At 70.9% G+C, this 15,314-nt stretch carries 7 protein-coding genes; 3 read left to right on the forward strand and 4 right to left on the reverse strand.

Translation table 11 applies throughout. The features are described 5' to 3' along the window. Window positions 1–121 precede the first annotated feature (121 nt). The 4 genes from ACFYPN_RS29780 to ACFYPN_RS29795 form a co-directional block, all read right to left on the reverse strand. Window positions 122–1,141: a TolB family protein gene (locus ACFYPN_RS29780; protein ID WP_389302521.1), complete on the reverse strand. Its 1,020-nt coding sequence runs from the start codon at window positions 1,139–1,141 to the stop codon at window positions 122–124. After that, entirely contained in the window at window positions 1,138–2,439 is a 1,302-nt protein-coding gene (locus tag ACFYPN_RS29785; protein WP_358764965.1) for an MFS transporter, read from the reverse strand. Before ACFYPN_RS29785 ends, ACFYPN_RS29780 begins: the two co-directional genes overlap by 4 nt. 1 nt (window position 2,440) lies before the next feature. After that, on the reverse strand, window positions 2,441–3,331 hold the full coding sequence (locus ACFYPN_RS29790; RefSeq protein WP_358764967.1) for an alkaline phosphatase family protein: 891 nt from the start codon (window positions 3,329–3,331) through the stop codon (window positions 2,441–2,443). 574 nt (window positions 3,332–3,905) lie between these two features. Next, on the reverse strand, window positions 3,906–4,466 hold the full coding sequence (locus ACFYPN_RS29795; RefSeq protein WP_358764969.1) for a hypothetical protein: 561 nt from the start codon (window positions 4,464–4,466) through the stop codon (window positions 3,906–3,908). 1,095 nt (window positions 4,467–5,561) lie between these two features. Between ACFYPN_RS29795 and ACFYPN_RS29800 the strand changes: the two genes are divergently transcribed. The 3 genes from ACFYPN_RS29800 to ACFYPN_RS29810 all read left to right on the forward strand — a co-directional run bounded on the left by ACFYPN_RS29800 (window position 5,562) and on the right by ACFYPN_RS29810 (window position 14,853). After that, window positions 5,562–8,975: an ALF repeat-containing protein gene (locus ACFYPN_RS29800; RefSeq protein WP_389302524.1), complete on the forward strand. Its 3,414-nt coding sequence runs from the start codon at window positions 5,562–5,564 to the stop codon at window positions 8,973–8,975. A gap of 494 nt (window positions 8,976–9,469) precedes the next feature. Then, window positions 9,470–11,467, forward strand: a complete 1,998-nt coding sequence (locus ACFYPN_RS29805; RefSeq protein ID WP_389302527.1) for an acyl-CoA dehydrogenase — start codon at window positions 9,470–9,472, stop codon at window positions 11,465–11,467. A gap of 368 nt (window positions 11,468–11,835) precedes the next feature. Beyond that, window positions 11,836–14,853 carry a BTAD domain-containing putative transcriptional regulator gene (locus ACFYPN_RS29810; RefSeq protein ID WP_389302530.1) on the forward strand — a complete coding sequence of 1,006 codons (3,018 nt, stop codon included), beginning with the start codon at window positions 11,836–11,838 and terminating at the stop codon, window positions 14,851–14,853. Window positions 14,854–15,314: the final 461 nt, after the last annotated feature.

The following is a 15,314-nucleotide window of genomic DNA, read 5'->3' on the forward strand; positions in this document are numbered from 1 at the left end:
TTGTTTTTTTTTCTTTTCTTTTTTCCGCGTCCGCGGGGGGGGGGGGGGGGGGGGGGGGGGGGGGGGGGCGGGGCGCGCCCCCCCCCCCCCCCCCCCCCCCCGCCACTCGCGTGGGCCGCACTCACAGGTACGCCGGGGACACCGCCGCGGTCAGTACGCGGTGCGGGTGGCCGGAGCCGTCCGCCGGGACCTCGTGGAGATCGGCACCGAAGTCTCCCGGCAGCGCGTAGGCCACGGTGATGTCGTCTTTCCAGACCGCCTGGTCGTCCACGCTTCGGGTCTCGGCGAGCGGATGATCGGCGAGCGTGCTCAGGTCCAGGACGTGCAGGCGCCAGGGGGCGTCGGCGGGCAGTCCCCCGTCGCGGCTCTTGTAGGCGATGCGGGTGCCGTCGGGGGAGAGCGAGGGACACTCCACATTGGTCCGGAGGGTGGTGAGCGTACGGTCCTCCAGATCACCGCGGACCAGGTACGTCCGGCCCTTGGTGGCGAGGGTCGCGTAGAAGTGCCGGTCGTCCGCAGCGAAGGTGACGCCCCAGAAGTTGACGTCCGCGGCCCGGTAGGGCCGGCCGTCCTTCCGTATCGCGAACTCCTCCAGGCTCGGTATGAGCGTGCCGGTACGGGTGTCGAGGATCGCGGCGCGGGTGGAGAAGTCGGTGCCCGCGTAACTGTCGCCGCCCACGAAGACCGTCCAGGCGGCCAGTCGGCCACTGGGGGAGACGCGCGCGCGGGAGGGGATGCCGGGGATCGGGTAGTGCGCCTTCTCCTTCAGGTTCCGGTCGAGGACGGTGGCGCGGTAGGTGTCCTGGAGCGCCCCGTGCACAGCCTGGAGACAGACTCCGGTGCCCGAAGCGGCGTAGAAGCGGAGGCACTTGACACCCGAGGCCGTGCGGGCGCCGCCGGGCTTCGCGACCGGGACGGTGGTCAGCTCGTCCCGGTGCGGCCCCCACGCCATGTTCCGGAAGACCATCCGGTGCTCGTCCGTGAGCACGACCCGGCCGGCCGCGACGGTGGGCCCGCCGGGCTTCGCCACGTCGAGCCGGTCGGACCTGGCCGCGGCGTGCAGCACGGCGCCGGTGGCGACGACCGCGAGCACGGTGACCGCACAGAGAAGGACGAGCAGTCGGGAGCGCAGGCGCGTCATGCGGAAACCTTCGGGGTCGGGGCGATCGGGCTCATACGGACTGAGAACGCGGCGCACACGGTGAGCGCGACCGCCGCCGCGAGCAGCGCGGTGCGGTCGCCCCACGCGGTCCAGACCGCGCCGAAGGCCAGCGAGCAGACGAACCTGGCGAAGGCCTGTCCGGTCTGTATCAGGGCGAGTCCCGAGGAGCGGAGTTCCTCGGGCACACTCTGCGAGGCCGCCGCCATCAGGACTCCGTCCGTGGCCGCGTAGAAGGTGCCGTGGAGGGCGAGCACCAGGTACGGGAGCGCGGCACCGTGCCACGACGAGAGCAGCAGACCGTACGCGCCGAGCAGGGCGACGTGCCCGGCGAGGAACACCCGCCAGGGCCCGGCCCGGTCCGCGAGCCGGCCCAGCGGCAGGGCGAGCAGCAGGAACGCGGCGGCGGTCCCGACCGGCATCAGGGCGAACCAGCGGTCGGGCACCCCGACGCGGTGCTGGAGCAGCAGGTAGACGAACGAGTCGCTCACGGTGGCGAGGCCCAGCAGGAGCGCGCAGACGGCGATGCGCCGGAGCCCGCGCTGCCGGAGCAGCGCGAGGGCCGCGCGCAGGGTGGGACGCAGGGCGGAGCGGGGCTGGACGGCCGGCTTCTCGGCGCGCGGGGTGCCGGTCCTGGAGGGTACGAAGAGCACCAGCACCAGTACGCCCACCGCCGCGACGCAGAAGCTCACGGTGAACACCGCGTCGTAGCCGTCGACCGTGGCGCGCAGGATCAGGAAAGCGGCGAACGGACCGAGCAGGGCGCCCGCGGTGTCCATCGCACGGTGGACGCCAAAGGCCCGGCCGCGTGTCCCGGGCGGCGACGACAAGGAGATCATCGCGTCGCGCGGCGCGGTGCGCAGCCCCTTGCCGGTGCGGTCGGCCGCCAGGACGAGACCGATGGGCGTGAGGGTGTGGGCCATGAGGAGGAGGGGCTTGCACAGCGCCGAGATGCCGTAGCCGAAGACGGCGACGAGTTTGTGGCGCCCTCCCCCGCGATCGGCGAAGTGGCCGCCCACCAGCCGCACCAGGGCGGAGAACCCGTTGTAGACGCCGTCCAGCAGCCCGAAGCCGAGTGGGCTGAGGCCGAGCCCCGCGACCAGATAGAGCGGCAGGACCGCCGTCACCATCTCCGAGGACACGTCGGTGATCAGACTGACCGTGCCGAGCGCCAGCACGGTGGGGGCGACCGCCACGCGCCGCCGGGCCGGCTGTGTGCCCGGCCCGGCGGCGCGTCCGGCGGACCCCGCACGGGAGGCGCGGCTGTCCGCTACATACATGTCAGGACGTCCAGACTCCGGTGATGTCCTTGGCGGTCGCGGCGTTCCCCGCGTGCCCGAGCCCGTGCATGTCCTCCAGCGTCCGCAGGAGGTCGTAGTGGTTGTACGTGGTGGAAGAGGTGGCGCCCGGCGTCACCTGCTGCCCGTAGAGGACCGTCGGGATGCGGTTGCCGCTGAGCCGGTTGTCCTCGTCGAAGGTGACGACGAGCAGGCTGTTGTGGGCCTTCGCCCAGGTCGCGTAGGAGCCGAGGTTGTTCTTCAGCCAGGTGTCACCGCTGGACACCGAGCAGTCGTGCATGTCGCTGCACAGGTTGGGAACGACGAACGAGACCTGCGGCAGCTTCGTGTAGTCGGTGGGGAACTGCTGGAACGTGTAGGCGGACGAGGTGGGGACGTTGCTGAAACCGAACCACGGGTTGTGCTTGCGGGCGTACGTACCGCTGCTGCACGTGGTCGAACCCTGGCTGGGCAGCGTCTCGTTGTAGCTCGCCCAGGTCTTGCCCGCAGCGATCAGCTCGGACGCGAGGTTGGCCTTGGCGGTGAAGCCGGGGGTGTAGCAGCTGTCGTCCGTGATGCCCTGGGTGGCCCCGCTGAACAGCGCGAAGTAGTTGGGCTGACTCGGGTGCGTCTCGGCATAGGAGGCGGTCAGGTTGGCGCCGCCGGTCTTCAGCGAGTTGATGTAGGGGGCGCTCGACGAGCCGATGACCTGGCTGTAGCCGTGGTTCTCGAAGACCACGACGATCACGTGGTCGGGGGTGGGTACGCCGGTCGCGGCCTGAGCGGACGACGAGCCGCCGATGCCGGTCCACAGGCCGGCAGCGGCCACGGCGGTGAGGGCGAAGGCACAGCTGAGGGCGGTGCGACTGCGTCGGAACACGGATCTGCCGGGCATGGGGGCCTCCGGTTGAGGGGAGTGACGGGAGCGATGCAGAGCAGAGCATGCTCACGCCAAGAATCATTTGGTGCACCCCGCACCGCTGGAGTCATGAAGACCGGGTGAACTGTGCGTTCTGGTGTGCCGGACGCGTGGCGGTGCCGTGGCCCTCCCGGCACGGGGACGCCCGGCCCGGACTACCCGGGGCAGGGCATCCCCTTCACGACGTCACGGCCGACGTCACGGCCGACGTCACGGCCGACGTCACCGCCGTCAGGCGACGGTCCCGAGACGGAGGTCGAAGTCCGGTGGTCCCGGAACCTGCCCCTCGACGCCGTCCCGGGTGACCGTGGTCAAGGATGCGGGCGGCCCTCACTTCGCGTCGTTCGTCGGGGCGACCGGCGGCACCCAGGTGCTCCCCGGGATCACGCCCGAGGTGGGTATCGAACCTGGGCCCGACCCGCGTCGGTCAAGGTCGCGTGGTCTCACACCCGTACGGCCCGGTGCGGAAGAAAGAGGAACCCCACCCGAAGCTGCCGTCCGACCGGTCGGCTGCAGGCGGGAATCCCCGGCTCTCAGGTCGGGGAGGATGTCAGCTGGAGGTCCTGATCTCCACGAGCGCGAACTCGCGACCCTGTTCGTCGTCGCTCTCGCCGACGGAGGTCCAGAGGTTCTTCTGCAGATCCCACGACCGGTCCTCGCCGTCGGTGGTCATGGAGACGGTGGCGTCGTAGTCGTTGCCCTTGACCGAGAAGACCGAAGGCATCTCCAGGGTCAGCCGGCCGCTGGTGCCGGTGACGCGGAAGCAGACGGAGGTCTGGGGGTTCTCCATCTGCTTGACCTGCAGCAGCTCACCCGTGCTCGTGCAGTCGGCGAGGACGATGTGTCCGTCGCCCCGCTTGAGGGTGATGCCCTTGTCGGCGAGGATCTGGTCGGCACCGGGATAGTTGAAGTCCTCGACCGCGTAGCCGGGCGCCTCGTCGGCCGCGGGAACGATGGACCGCGTCGCCGCTTCCGGTGAGCCACTCGCTCCGAAGTGACCGCCGGCCGTCACCACCGCGACGGCCGCACCGGCCACCACGGCTACGCCGGAGGCCCGTCGCCAGAGCCCTCTGTTCTTCGTCCGTGCCTCGGTCGCGGCAGATGTACGCATGACGGTCCTCACGTTCGTTATTGCCTCGAATGAATCCATGGGATTCCTTGAATTCACCCCCGGTTCACCTGGTCCGCAGTGAGTTCGGAAGTGGCCACTCCGGTATGGGGTGCACTGCGCGGTACGTCCTTTCCCGGAGATCATTGGCCAGGTCATGGAAGCTCAGCCCAAGAGTGTTTGTCCACCATGGAGAGTCAAACATTCGGCCACGGGGCTCGGGGAGGTCGTGCGGGTGGGGCCGTGATGCCCCATTCGTCACCCGCGTGCGATCAAGTTGGTTACATGGCGAAAATAACGCAGGCGTCCGAGTGCGGGATGAAGTTGGATCCTCGTTCTCTTCGCGACGGAGGGCTCTCCGGGGCGTCAGGGGTCGGGGGATGCCCGAGTTGCACCGTATGGATGCCCGTTGTTCCTGGTTGCCGAGGGCGATGAACTCGTCGCCTCCTGAAATTCGACGTTGTAGCCGGAAATCGCGGAGCGGGTGTTCTCGAGCCGGACGCCGAATCGATAAGCAGGTGAGAAGCCTCCATATCGGCTCCGTGTGATGCACGTCACACGCGGATGTATCCGGCGTTCCTGCATCTGTCCCATTTTGCGTGATGGACGGGTCCAGGAATTGGATGTTCCATGATCCGGCGCATGGAACTCCGAGTGTTCGTGCTTGTCCATGGTGAGGAAATGGGGTGCTCGCGACCAGGGGGGTGGCGCGGCCGGCGAAATGTCTCGTCGAGTTGCATGCGCATTGCGGGAGATGCGTGCGACTTTTCCAGTTCTTTGCTTTCCTGCCCGTCGGCATGGCTGACCGCCGGGCGAGAAGCTTCCGCGCGGACCCCGACGGGGTCCCGAAAGCCGGGGCCGCAGCCGGCGAAGCGCCCGGAGGGGTGCGGATGCCTCCGACGAGGCCGGGCTCGCCTTCCCCGCCCCCGCGATCCCCGTGGAGGGGACGTCCACCCGGACCACACCGCCCGTCCGCCACCTCACCCGCACCGGGCTCGTCGCCGCCCGCCGGAAGATCCGTGCCGCCCAGTCCGAAGACACAGTCCGTGCGGCCGCCCGCCCCCACCGGGGCCGTCGCGCAACGATCGGGAGAAACACGTGAACACGACGTATTGGAGCAGACGTCGTCTGCTCGGTGCCCTCCTCGGAACCACGGCCGGTGCACTGACCTCCAGCCTGGTCCTCAACCCCACCGCGGCCTACGCCGACCCCGTTTCCACGGCCGGTGACGGGACGACGGGGCCGGACATCTTCGCTCTGCCGGAGACGGACCGCGGCAAGGCCGTGAAGGCATGGATGCTGGGTGGCCCGGCCGTCCGCGCGGCGGCGGAAACCGCTCTGACCGGCTCGGACGCCGATGTCTCGGGCTTCCTCGCCACCGGCCTGGCCACCGCTGCGGCGGCCGACGACCGTGCCACGGTCGTCACCGTGCTGGCATCGGCCGGCAAGCGCATGGGCATCGCGGCCGCGGCGGCACTCGACGGCACCGACAGCGACGTCGCCGCATTCCTCGAAAACGGCTACCAGGCCGCTTACTTGCAAGACCTGTCCCTGACGACGGCGAGCCTGATCGGATCCGGCGCGAAGTACGTCGCGGCGGCGGGCAGCGCGGCTCTCGACGCGAACACCAGGGACGCGCTCGAGGCGTTCCTGACGGGTGGGCAGTACAGCGCGCGCCTGCAGGACATGTCCCTGGCGACGGCCAAGCTGTCGGCGAGCGGCGGACCTCAGGTCCGTGAGTACGCCTCCCGGGCCCTGGACGGATCCGCCGAGGACATCGAGTGGTTCCTGGACACGGGACAGTACATAGCGCGTGCCCGGGACCAGGAGGCCGCCACCATCACCGAGCTGGTCAGCACGGCCGAGCAGGAGGGCCGCCTCGCGGACTCCCAGTCCAAGCTGGCCACGGAGGCCTCCGCCCGTGCGGTGGAGGCAGCGGACAAGGCCAAGTCCGCGGCCCAGACTGCCGCCACCGAGGCGGCCGCCGCGCAGAAGGACGTCACCAAGGCCGGCAACGCCGCCCGGAAGGCGGCGCAGGCCGCGAAGGGTGCCGCCGAGGCGTCCCGGGTCGCCATCCGTGCCTCCCACGCCGCCATCACCGCCTCCCGCCGGGCGTCCCACGCCGCAGTGGCCGCGAGCCACGCGGCGGCCGTCGCCGGCTCGGCCGCGGCGAGCGCGTACAACTTCGCGGTCGCCGCCTCCAAGGACGCGGCCCAGGCCGCCGCCGCCAAGACCGCCGCCACCAAGGCCCGTAACGCGGCCGCCTCCGCACGCACCACGGCGGCCGCTGCCGAGAAGGCCGCGAACGCCGCGGACCAGGCGGCCGGTGCGGGGAAGGCCGCGGCGGGTGCCGCGAGCCAGGCGGCCGCCGCCGCGAGCGCCTCCGCCCAGGCGGCCTCCGCCGCCTCCGGTGTCGCCCAGGCCGAGGCTGCCGAGGCCCAGCGGCAGGCGCAGATCGCCAACAACAACGCGGCCATCGCCACCAACGCCGCCAACAAGTCGCAGTCGCTCGCCAGTGCCGCGGCGTCCGCCGCCCGCACCGCCCGGGACGCCGCGAACAGCGCCGCCGACCACGCCGAAGCGGCAGCCGACGCCGCCGACCTGGCCGCCAAGTACGCCGGTCAGGCCGTCGACTACGCGAACAGGTCGAAGACCTACGCCGACGCGGCGACCGTCGCCGCGAACAACGCCACCGACGCCGTCAACCGGGCCGTCGCAGTGGAGGAGGCGGCGCGACAGGCCGAGTGGGACGCACTCGACCACGAACAGACCCAGGCCATGGACGAGTGCCGCCGGCTCGCCGAACTCGACGCGCAGCAGGGCGCGCAACTGCGCGCGCAACGCTCCCAGCAGCAACAGAGGTCCGACGCGACCCAGGCGCTCATCGCCCAGGCCGAGTCCGCCCTGCGCTCCGGCGACCTGGCCCAGGCAGCTGCCCTCGGAAACAAGGCCGCCGTCGCCGTCATGAACTCCAGCGGCTCCTGGTCGCGCGAGGCCGCGCGGTTCGCGGTGAGCGGTCTGGACGCCGACGTCCACACCTGGATCGATGCCGGCCGGCAGCTGGCCCAAGACCAGGACGACCGTGAGTCGGTCCTCACGGTGGCCCAGGCGGGCACCGCGGCCATCAGTGACGCGGCGGCCTCCGTGCTCGAAAGCAGCGAGACGGGGGCCGCCGCCGCGTTCCTCACCACGGGGATCGTCGATGCCACCGCCGACGACCACAGCTTCGCGATCGCGCGCATCCTGGCAGTCTCCCCCGGGGAGAGAGTGGTACGGGCCGCCAACGACGCCCTCGACAGCAGCACGCCCCAGGCGCTCTTCGACTTCTTCAACGAGCACTACATCGAAGCCCAGATGCAGGACGACGCGCTCGCCACGGCCACCCTGCTCACCACGGGAGGCCCCTACACCCAGGCATACGCCCAGGCGGCCATGGAGGCACCGGCGTGGATACGCCGCCACTTCCTGTCCACGGTCCAGCACCGGTGCGCTCAGCTCGACTACGACTCGGCCGCCCACATCGCCGCCATGCAAGGCGCCATCGCGGCCGCCGCGAAGATCGCCCACCAGGCGCAGCAGAACGCCGCACTCGCCCAGCAAGCAGCGGCGACGGCCCGGAACGCGGCGCAGGACGCCCTCAAGTACAAGGCGCAGGCGTCGCAGTCCGAGAAGGACGCCGCGACCGCCGCCACGAAGGCGGACGCGAAGGCGGACGCCGCCGAGGAGTCGGCACAGAACGCCAAGGCGTCGGCCGAAAAGGCGAAGAACGCCGCCGCCGCCGCGCGTACAGCGGCACGCACGGCGAACCACTCGGCCAACAAGGCGTCCTCCGCCGCCCGCAGCGCGGTGTCCTCGGCGGCATCGGCCCAGGCGTCGGCCTCCTCCGCCCGCGCCTCGTCCATCCAGGCGGGCAAGGACGCGGCGGCTGCCGCGGCTGCCGCGGCCGATGCCCACACCATCGCCGCGCAGAAGCGCCGGCAGGAGATGGCGGCTGCCGCGCGGCTGGCCGCCCAGAAGGCGCGCGAGGCCAAGGACAACGGCGTCAACCAGGTCGACGTGTCCGAGAACGACGAGGCCGACAAGGGAGGCGAAGAAGGAAGCATCGACAACCCGCAGACCGCGGAGGAGTACGCGGAATCCTTCGAGCGCTTCAGCGTCGTCGCCGGCCTGGGAGCCGGTGCCCTTTCCATCGCCGGTGGTCTCGTGCTGCTCGCCGGTCCGGAGATGGTGCCGGTCGCGGTGGGCCTGGAGGTCCTCGCCGGCGTCCTCAGCGCGGCCTCGGTGGTGGCAGACCTGGGCGCCGTCGTCGCCAGCGGAATCGCCCACGACTGGCACGGCGACGAGTTCACGAAGACGTGCGGCACTGCCGCACTCGGCCTCATCACCTTCGGCCAGGGCAAGCTGATCTCGAAGGCTGCGGAGGAAGCGGCCCCGGCCGTCGGCAAGGTCGTCGACGGCGTCGGGGAGGTCGCGGGATCGATCACCCGAGGGCTCGCGAGCTGGTGGGACTAGGGGCTGGACGGGGTTGTCGCGCGGAAGAGGGAGCGGGGCCGGGTGCGTGCGACCGCAGGGCGCCCAAGTGGCCTGGTAGCGGATCTACCAGGGCGTTTCGGCAACGCCGCGAGGCGCCGTGCCGGGCGTCGCGACCTCGGCCATGATCCGTCGGACACCAGCGCCGGACAGGCGGGACTCTCGAAACGCTGACCGGGCTCATTCGGTTCGGATCGGGCAGGCGCGGGTGGGCTCCCCAGGTTCGGACGCGGCGTGTGGAGAGGGGCGCGGGTGCGGGGGGCGAGCAAGTCTCGTCCACGGCTCCCGCGCCCGTGAGGGTGCGGGACGGCCGACAGGCATCGCCCGCACCCTCCGCACGTCTCGAACGCGCTCCCCGAGCCGCAGCCGGCACCCGGGGTTCGACGCGATTACGGGCCTCGCCGCCCCTCTCGCCACCGCACGGCCCGGCCGGGCCGCCGTCGCTTGATCGTCCGGAGTCGGGGTAGCGAAATGCCATGGCCACTGACAACGCATCCACTGCCGACACCGCTTACCCACGGCCCGAGGTCGACGTCCCGGCACTGACCGAGGTGCTCGACGGCGAGTACGCCGAGATCCGCGATCTCGTCCGGACCAACCTGGTGAACCACGCCTCCGTTCTCGAGGACGCCGAAGAACTCGGCGTCGACGCGTTCCGCGAACGGGTGCGCGAGGTCGTGGTGGAGATGGCCGCGACGGGCCAGACCGGCATGGGTTTCCCGAGCGAGTACGGCGGGGGCGGCGACCTCGGAGGCTCGATCGCGGCGTTCGAGACGCTGGCCTTCGGTGACCTGTCGGTGCTGGTCAAGATCGGCGTGCAGTTCGGGCTTTTCGGAGGCGCCATTTTGCAGCTGGGCACCGAGCGCCACCACGACGCTTATCTGCGCGACCTCGTCACCGGGCAGCTGATGGGCTGCTTCGCGATGACCGAGAGCGGGCACGGTTCCAACGTCCAGGCGCTCGGTACCCTCGCCAGGTACGACGCCGCCGCCCAGGAGTTCGTCATCACCACCCCCGGCGACGGGGCACGTAAGGACTACATCGGCAATGCGGCCCGCCACGCCGAACTCGCGGTCGTGTTCGCCCAGCTGGAGGTGGGCGGGAAGTCCGAGGGGGTGCACGCGTTCGTGGTGCCCATCCGGTCCGGTGGCGAGACGGCGCCCGGCGTCCGGATCGAGGACGACGGCCGCAAGATGGGCCTCAACGGCGTGGACAACGGCCGCATCTGGTTCGACGGCGTGCGGGTGCCGCGTGAGGCACTGCTCAACCGGTTCGCCGACGTCACCGCCGAAGGCGTCTACGAGAGCGCGATCGAAAACCCCGACCGACGCTTCTTCACCATGCTCGGTACGCTGGTGCAGGGACGGGTCAGTGTCGGCGGCGCCGGGATCAACGCCGCCAAGGTCGCTCTGGCGATCGCGGTGAAGTACGCGGTGCGGCGCCGGCAGTTCGAAGCGGCGTCGGAAGCGGCATCGGGGACGGGTTCCGAGGAGGCATCGCGAGCGGAGGAGCAACTCCTCCTCGACTACGGTCTCCACCAGCGCCGCCTGCTGCCGCTCGTCGCGCGCACGTACGCGCTGCACTTCGCCCAGGACGTGGTGCGCACCCAGCTGCACGAGGTGTTCTCCGGCGCCGAGGACGACCCGCAGGCGCGGCGCCGCCTCGAGTCACGCGCCGCCGGAACCAAGGCGCTCGGTACCTGGCACGCCACCAAGGTCATCCAGGAGTGCCGCGAGGCCTGCGGCGGCGCCGGTTATCTCACCGTCAACCGGTTCGCCGCCCTCAAGAGCGACAGCGACATCTTCACCACCTTCGAGGGCGACAACCACGTCCTCCTGCAACTCGTGGCCAAGGGCCTGCTCACCCGTTACGCCGGCGAGTTCGAGGACCTCGACCAGCTCGGCATGGTCCGCCACGTGACCGGCATCGCCGTCGAGACCGTGCTGGAGAAGACCTCGGCGCACAAACTGCTCGAACGGGTACGCGATCTGCTGCCCGGGGGCGACGAGGGGGACCAGGAGGCCGGCCTGCTCGACCCGGAGTACCAACTCGCCATGCTCCGCTACCGCGAGGAGCACATGCTGGCGGGCGTGGCGCGTCGGCTCAAGAGCGGGATCGACCAGAAGCGCGACCCGGGCGCCGTCTTCTCCCGCGTGCAGGACCACGTGATCGCGGTCGCCCGCGCGCATGTCGAGCGGCTGGTGCTGGAAGCGTTCGCCGACAAGGTGCGCGGGCTGCCCGAGAGCGGCAACAAGGCCGCGCTGGGCCTCCTGTGCGATCTGTTCGCCCTGTCGACGATCGAGGCGGACCGGGCCTGGTTCATGGAGCACGGCCGGCTGACCGTCCAGCGCTCCAAGGCGATCAGCCGCGAGGTGAACCGGCTCTGCCGCAAGGTCCGGCCCCTCGCGGCCGACCTCGTCGACGCCTGGGGAATCCCGTCCGAGATGCTGCGTGCTCCGGATCTGGTGGGCTGATCCGGGAGCGGGACAGCCCTGAGACGGTCGTGACCCCTCGCCGGAAGTATCGGGGTGCCGGGGAGGGGAGTCGATGTCACTGCCCAGTGGGTCTCAAGTCCGCGCGGGTGGGTGGGGGTGGAGGCGGTGCGCCGTCCTGGACCAAGGTGGTGGCCGGTCCCACGCAGGACCCGGTCGCGTCGCGCGGGCCGCCCGGAAGGATGTGCCAGAAGCGGATTCCCATCGGGGAACTCTGTTTGAGGGGTGGCGTGTTGTGGCTAGAGTGGTTTCATCTTGATCAGGTTCGGTGGCAAATCTGTCGGATTCCGTGAACAGGCGGCAACGGGGGCGTTGTAGCCGTGGGGAAAGCGGGGGCTTCGGTGCTTCAGGTGGTATTCCGTGTCCTGGGGCCGTTGGACATCGAGGTGGATGGCAGGGCCGTGCCGCTGCAAGGGGCCCGCCAGCGCACCCTGATGTCGATGCTCCTGCTCGCCCCCGACCGGGTGGTCTCGGTCGACGCCCTGGCCGAAGCGGTGTGGGACGGCAGCCCGCCCGCCACCGCCCGCAACCAGCTCGCCATCTGCGTCTCCGCTCTGCGCAAGACCTTCAAGAAGGCGGCAGGCCTCGACGACGTCCTCGTCACCAGCCACCCCGGATACATGCTGAACACGGGCGAACACCGGATCGACGCGGCCGAGTTCGAGCGGAGCGCGGCACTCGGACGGGAGGCTGCCCGGGCTGGTCGGCCCCAGGAAGCCTGCGCCCATTTCCAGGACGCTCTCGCCATGTGGCGCGGCCCCGCCCTGGAGGGAGTGCTGGCAGGCCGCGTCGAGGCGGAAGCCGGCCGGCTCGACAGCCTTCGATGCGATGTGTACGAGGAGTACGCCGGGTTGCGCATCGGGCTCGGTCAACACCGTCAACTTCTGAGTGAGTTGCGTGCCTTCATCCATGAGAACCCACTGCGCGAGCAAGCCATCGCCCATCTGATGCTCGCCCAGTACCGCTCGGGACGACGGGCTGAAGCGCTGGGAACATACCGCTCCGGGCGACTGCGTCTCGCCGAGGAACTGGGGATAGACCCCGGCCCCGCGCTCCAGGACCTGTATGAACTGATTCTCGCCGACGCTCCGGAGCTGGGAGCTGCGGCCCCGGCTGTCACGGTGTCCGCGGGCCCTGCTGTGCCCACGCAACTTCCCCCACCGGTTGCGTCTTTCACCGGCAGACGTACTGAAATCGCCTTATTGGGGGCTTTGCTGGGGAAGGTCGGTGGTGGTGCGCTGCCCGTCGGGTTCGTCGTGGGCGCCGGGGGGGTGGGCAAGACCGCGCTTGCCGTGCGCTGGGCCCATCAGGTCGCCCCTCGTTTTCCGGACGGCCGGCTCTTCGCGGACCTGCGGGGGTACGACGAGGAGGAGGCGCCGCGCCGCCCCGGTGCGGTTCTCGACGGCTTCCTCCGCGCACTGGGTGTCACCGCCCCGCAGATACCCGCCGACCAGAACGAGCGCGCCGACCTGTTCCGTAACATCCTGGACGGCCGCCGCGTCCTGATCGTCCTCGACAACGCCCGCTCCTTCTCCCAGATCCGCTCGCTGCTGCCCGGCACCGGACAGTGCTGCGTTCTGGTCACCGGCCGTGACGCGATGGCCGGCGCGCTCGCCGGCGACTACGCCGTCGAGTCGCTGAATCTCGGCGCGTTGGACGAGAACGAGTCGGCTGCCCTGCTGGCCCGGGTCGCGGGGGACGGCAGACTGGCCGCCGACCCGGCGGGTGCCGCCCGGATCAGCGCACTCTGCGACAGGCTGCCCCTCGCGCTGCGGATCGCGGCGGCCCGTCTTGCCGCCAAGCCGCACTGGTCGGTGGGCACCCTCGTCAGACGCCTGGAGGACCAGCGCCGAAGACTCGACGAGCTGAGTCCCGACGAGCGCGGCGTACGCGCCAGCCTGCGGCTCAGCTACCGGTATCTGGCGCCCGGCGCTGCCCGGATGTTCCGCCTTCTGGGCCTGTTGTGCGTGCCGGACTTCGCCGCGTGGGCCGGGGCGGCCCTGCTGGACATCGAGCCCGCGGAGGCCGAGGACCTGGTCGAGGAACTGGTCGACGCCCAGCTCCTGGAGCCGCTCAGTGCGGGCACCGACGGCCAGGTCCGCTACCGGTTCCAGGAACTGCCCCGGCTGTTCGCACGCGAATGCGCGTACGCGGAAGAGAGCGAGGGCGACCGCCGGGACGCCGTGCGCCGGGTGTACGGGGGCTGGATGGGGCTCGCCCGGCAAGCTCATCGGCGTATTTACGGGGGAGACTTCACCGTCGTACGCAACCCCTCCGCGCTCCATCCGCTGCCCGAACGCCTGGTCGAGAACCTGCTCGACAACCCGGTGGGCTGGTTCGAGTCCGAGCGCGCGGCGATCGCGGCTCTGGTGGAGCAAGCCGCGCAGGACGACGGGGCGGCGTCCTACGCCTGGGGGCTCACGTCCTTCAGCGTCACGTTCTTCCAGGGAGGCAACTACCTGGAGGACTGGCGGCGTTGCGCGGAGCTGTCCCTGGACGCGGTGCGGCGGGCCGGAGATCCGTCGGGGGAGGCGGTGATGCTGCACTCCCTGAGCACCTTGGACATCGTTCAGTGGGATTACGACGGCGCACGTGAACGGCAGGGCCTGGCACTCAGGCTCTTCGAGGAGCAGGGCGAACGGCAGGGCTGCGCGCTGGTGCTGCGCAACACGGCGATGTGCGAACGCCACCAGGGCGACCTCGACAGGGCGGCCGGGACGGGCCGCGAGTCCCTGGAAAGCTTCCGTGCGGTCGGCGACCTGTACGGAGAGGCGTACATGCTGGGGCTGCTCGCACAGATCGAACTGGAGCGTGGGGAGGCGGCCGTGAGCCTGCAACTCTCCGCCGAAGCCATCGTCCGGGGCCGGGCGCTGGGCAGCAAACGGGGCGAGGCGCAGAGTTCGGTGCGCCTGGCGGAGGCGCTGACCGGGCTGGGTGAAGGGGCCAGGGCGGAGGAGGCGTGCCGCAGGGCCCTGGAACTCGTCAGGGAGTCGGGGGACCGGCGTGGCGAGGCGCACGCACTGCGGGCTCTCGGTGAGGCGCTGTGGGGCCAGGACCGGATGGCCGAGGCCGAATCGGTGGTTCTGGAGGGGCTGTCGGTGGCACGCGAGGTACCGGACCGGTTCCTGGAGGGGCGGGCGGCGGCCGTCCTGGGCTGCCTGCTGGCGATACGGGGCGACAGGCCGGGAGCCCTGGAGCGGCTACGGACCGCGGCCCGCCTCTTCGCGGATGTGGGCGCCGGGCGGCGGTGGCGGGAGCGGGCGGAGCGATTGCTCGGAGCGGTGGACATGAGTGGCCCGGACGGTGCGGGCGGAGGGGCCGGAGCGCCGCCGGACCCCGAGGAACTCTTCGCACTCGTCAAGCCGTAAGGGTCCGCGGGCGCACGGGCGCCCCCTCCGGGAGTGGCCCCGGAGGCTACGCGGAGGTTGCGAGGGTCCAAGGGTCGTCCGGCCTGGTGTGGGGTGTCGGGCCGGTCCACGGGCTGTCCCTGTACGGGGCAGTCCGGACGCCCGTCCACGGGCTGCCGGTGGGCGCCGGCATGCGGCCGGGGACCGCCCCGGCCGCCGCCAGGAGTAATGCCTGGCTCGCCAGGAGGAGGCCGAACGGAACGAAGAATTGCGTGCGGAGAGCAGTGTGCTTCATGTGTCCCCCTGAGAGTCCGGCATGCCGTGCAGTGCAGGCAGAACAATACGGAGAGTCGCTTTCCGGGTCCTTTCAAAATCCTTTTGCCACGATGTGCCGTGGTGCGCCGCAGGCGCCGCGATCGCCGGTGGCGGACCGATCCGGTGCCGACGCGGGGCCGCGCCGGAGATTCTCCATAGGCCGCGGG

The organism is Streptomyces sp. NPDC005576 (assembly GCF_042871745.1).
Classification (GTDB): domain Bacteria; phylum Actinomycetota; class Actinomycetes; order Streptomycetales; family Streptomycetaceae; genus Streptomyces.

Excerpts from the sequence above, each read along its gene's own strand:
- ACFYPN_RS29795 (WP_358764969.1), bottom strand. The coding sequence starts at position 4,466 with ATGCGTACATCTGCCGCGACCGAGGCACGGACGAAGAACAGAGGGCTC.
- ACFYPN_RS29785 (WP_358764965.1), bottom strand. The coding sequence starts at position 2,439 with ATGTATGTAGCGGACAGCCGCGCCTCCCGTGCGGGGTCCGCCGGACGC.
- ACFYPN_RS29790 (WP_358764967.1), bottom strand. The coding sequence starts at position 3,331 with ATGCCCGGCAGATCCGTGTTCCGACGCAGTCGCACCGCCCTCAGCTGT.
- ACFYPN_RS29780 (WP_389302521.1), bottom strand. The coding sequence starts at position 1,141 with ATGACGCGCCTGCGCTCCCGACTGCTCGTCCTTCTCTGTGCGGTCACC.
- ACFYPN_RS29805 (WP_389302527.1), top strand. The coding sequence starts at position 9,470 with ATGGCCACTGACAACGCATCCACTGCCGACACCGCTTACCCACGGCCC.